The sequence below is a fragment of the Promicromonospora kroppenstedtii DSM 19349 genome (assembly GCF_000515355.1).
In the GTDB taxonomy this organism is placed as follows: domain Bacteria; phylum Actinomycetota; class Actinomycetes; order Actinomycetales; family Cellulomonadaceae; genus Promicromonospora; species Promicromonospora kroppenstedtii.
In genome coordinates this window covers 35,151-38,107 of the sequence record NZ_KI911743.1, presented here as the reverse complement: position 1 = coordinate 38,107, position 2,957 = coordinate 35,151, and the positions used below count along the sequence as shown (strand labels likewise).

General features: G+C 71.1%; 3 protein-coding genes and 1 pseudogene. 1 reads left to right on the top strand and 3 read right to left on the bottom strand.

All coding sequences use genetic code 11. The annotated features are described in order from the left end of the window. Window positions 1–231 (bottom strand): annotated as a pseudogene (locus PROKR_RS36070) (dipeptidase); the annotation flags it as partial. Window positions 232–287: 56 nt separating this feature from the next. Between PROKR_RS36070 and PROKR_RS24120 the strand changes: the two are divergent. Beyond that, a complete protein-coding gene (locus PROKR_RS24120) occupies window positions 288–905 on the top strand; it encodes a DUF3043 domain-containing protein (protein WP_036968701.1) in 618 nt (205 codons plus the stop codon). A gap of 117 nt (window positions 906–1,022) precedes the next feature. Here the strand turns inward: PROKR_RS24120 and PROKR_RS24115 are convergent, their stop codons facing one another. Further along, window positions 1,023–2,036, bottom strand: coding sequence for an aldo/keto reductase family protein (locus PROKR_RS24115; protein WP_020014287.1), 1,014 nt, complete (start codon window positions 2,034–2,036; stop codon window positions 1,023–1,025). A 55-nt stretch (window positions 2,037–2,091) separates the two neighbouring features. Then, entirely contained in the window at window positions 2,092–2,802 is a 711-nt protein-coding gene (gene yczE, locus PROKR_RS24110; RefSeq protein WP_036968697.1) for a membrane protein YczE, read from the bottom strand. Window positions 2,803–2,957 lie beyond the last annotated feature (155 nt).

Here is a 2,957-nt window from a genome sequence, read left to right as displayed (position 1 = left end):
GGGCGCACCCGGCGTGCCGTCAGGGCGCGGCGCGGACAGGATCTGGACGTCCGGCAGGCCGGCGTCGCGCAGGAGCTGTGCGGTGGCGGCGGCGCTGGCGGCCACGTGCTGCTGGTCGAACGCGGCGGCCGAGACGCTGGGGATGCGCACGAGCGCCTCGAGGTCTGCCTTGAGGGTGGGGAACTGCTCGGTGACGCGGGCCCGGAGGGCCGCGGTGGTATCGGTGGTCACGCCCCCACGTTAACGGCTCGGAACCGGCCGCCGCCGGGAGCGATTAGGCTGGGAGGGTGTTCTCCCGCAGCAAGACTTCGACACCAGACGGCGTGACCCCGGTGGGCGACTCCCCCGACGAGGTGACGCCGACGTCCGACGCGGCCCAGACCGCCGCCGGCAAGGGCCGTCCCACGCCCAAGCGCAACGTCGCGCAGGCCGCTAACAAGCGCCCGCTGGTCCCGGACGACCGCCGGGCCGCACGCAAGGCGCAGCGCGAGAAGTCGCGCGTCGACCGGGAGCGCGCCTACCAGGCGATGCAGACCGGTGACGAGCGGTACATGCCGGCCAAGGACAAGGGCCCGGTGCGCCGGTACGTGCGCGACTTCGTCGACGCGCGCTGGAACCTCGGCGAGTTCTTCCTGCCGGTGGCGTTCATCTTCCTGTTCGCGACGTTCTTCACGCAGCAGTACCCGCAGCTCAGCATCTTCGTGATGCTCGGGCTGTACGGGTTCCTGTTCCTGACGATCATCGACGCGTGGCTGCTGTGGCGTTCGCTGAAGAAGCGCCTGACGGCCAAGTTCGGCGAGGTGCCGCGCGGCCTGCTGATGTACACCATCACGCGCGCCTACCAGCTGCGCCGGTCGCGGCTGCCCAAGCCGATGAGCAAGAAGCGCGGCAACTACCCGGAGTAGCTCCCGCTCGTCGGACGGCGGTTGTCAGAGGGCGCCGCACGTGTCAGACGTACAGGTCACTCCGGTGACCCGTGCGTGCGACACGTGCGGCGCCCTCTGACGACTCAGCGCAGGGTGTCAGGCCAGGCGCTTCTTGGGCATGCCCTCGAGCGTCTTGGCCGGGTCGCGCTCGACGACACCGGTCAGGGCCTCGTCGATCTGCTTCATCAGCTCGGCCGGGATGGTCACACCCGAGGCCTTGACGTTCTCCGCGACCTGCTCGGGACGGGAGGCGCCCACGAGCGCGGCGGCGACGTTGTCGTTCTGCAGCACCCAGGCCACGGCGAGCTGCGCCATGGACAGCCCCAGCTCGTCGGCGACCGGCTTGAGGTTCTGCACGGCGGTCAGGGTCTCGTCGCTCATGAAGCGGCTGATCGTCTGGGCGCCGCCCTTCTGGTCCGTGGCACGCGAGCCGGCGGGCGCTGCCTGGCCCGGCAGGTACTTGCCGGACAGGACGCCCTGGGCCATGGGCGACCACACGATCTGCGAGACGCCGACCTCCTTCGAGGCGGGGACGACCTCGTCCTCGATGACGCGCCACAGCATCGAGTACTGCGGCTGCGAGGAGATGAGCTGGAAGCCCAGGTCCTTGGCGAGCGCGGCACCGGCGCGGATCTGGTCGGCGGTCCACTCGGAGACGCCGATGTAGAGGGCCTTGCCCTGGCGGACGACGTCGGCGAACGCCTGCATCGTCTCCTCGAGCGGCGTCTCGACGTCGTACCGGTGTGCCTGGTACAGGTCGACGTAGTCGGTGCCGAGGCGCGTCAACGAGCCGTTGATCGACTCCAGGATGTGCTTGCGCGACAGGCCCGTGTCGTTGGGGCCCTTGGGCCCGGTGGGCCAGTACACCTTGGTGAAGATCTCGAGGGACTCGCGGCGCTCGCCCTGCAGCGCGTCGCCGAGGACCTGCTCCGCGACGGTGTTGGCGTACACGTCGGCGGTGTCGAAGGTGGTGATTCCGGCGTCGAGGGCGGCCCGGACGCACGCCGAGGCGACGTCGTTCTCGACCTGCGAGCCGTGGGTGAGCCAGTTGCCGTACGTGATCTCGGAGATCTTGAGACCACTGTTACCGAGGTACCGATAGTTGACCATGAAGGCACCCTATGCCAGGCCCTCGAATCGAATCGAGCCCCGGCCCGGCCCCGGGTCAGTGCCGGTCGGTCAGGCCCGTCGGCGCCAGCCACCGCGCGGCCACCTGCACCACCGGGCCGACGCCGAAGGCGAACACGACCGTGGCCCAGCCGAACGTCCCGCCCAGCAGCACCCCGACCACGACCACCGTGACCTCGATGACGGTCTTCACCAGCCACACGGGCCAGCCGGTGCGCTGCACGATGCCGGTCATCAGCCCGTCGCGCGGACCGGGCCCGAGGCGGGCCCCCACGTACGCCGCGGTGCTCACCCCGAGCAGCACGGTGCCGCCCAGCGCCAGCGCGATCCCGGCCGGGAGCCCCGGGTGCGGCAACAGCCGTTCGAGCACCCACAGGGCCGGGTCGATGACGAGGCTGATCACGATGATGTTGGCGATCGTGCCGACCCCCGGCTTCTGGCGCAGCGGGATCCAGGCGAGCATCACCAGCAGTCCGACGCCGAGCACCACCCAGCCGTACGCCAGCCCGGTCCGGTCGACGATGCCCTGGTCCAGGACCGCCCATGGCATCGCGCCCTGTCCCGAGTGCAGCATCATCGCGGTCGCGACGCCGAAGCCCACCAGCCCGAGCAGGAGCTGCAGACCGCGCCGCCAGGGGCGCATCAGGACGGGCGCGGCGGCGGGTGCCAGAACCGGGGTGGTGCCGGCCGCGGCGTCGGCCGCGAGGTCGGGGGCAGGCTCGGCCGGGCGGCCGGTGGTCGTCGTCATGCCCCCATGGTGCGGGACCATTGGCCTTGTCATCCAGGGCCAATCGCGCAAGAGTGGCCCCTATGTCCGCTGCGACCCCGACCGTGCTGCGTCAGCTCTCCCCCGCCACGACCGCCCGGCTGCTGGGTTCGTGGCACGCGGGCGGGCCGGCGTAC

Bases quoted from the DNA above. Each gene is read 5' to 3' on its own strand.
- yczE (WP_036968697.1), bottom strand. From the start codon at position 2,802: ATGACGACGACCACCGGCCGCCCGGCCGAGCCTGCCCCCGACCTCGCG.
- PROKR_RS24115 (WP_020014287.1), bottom strand. From the start codon at position 2,036: ATGGTCAACTATCGGTACCTCGGTAACAGTGGTCTCAAGATCTCCGAG.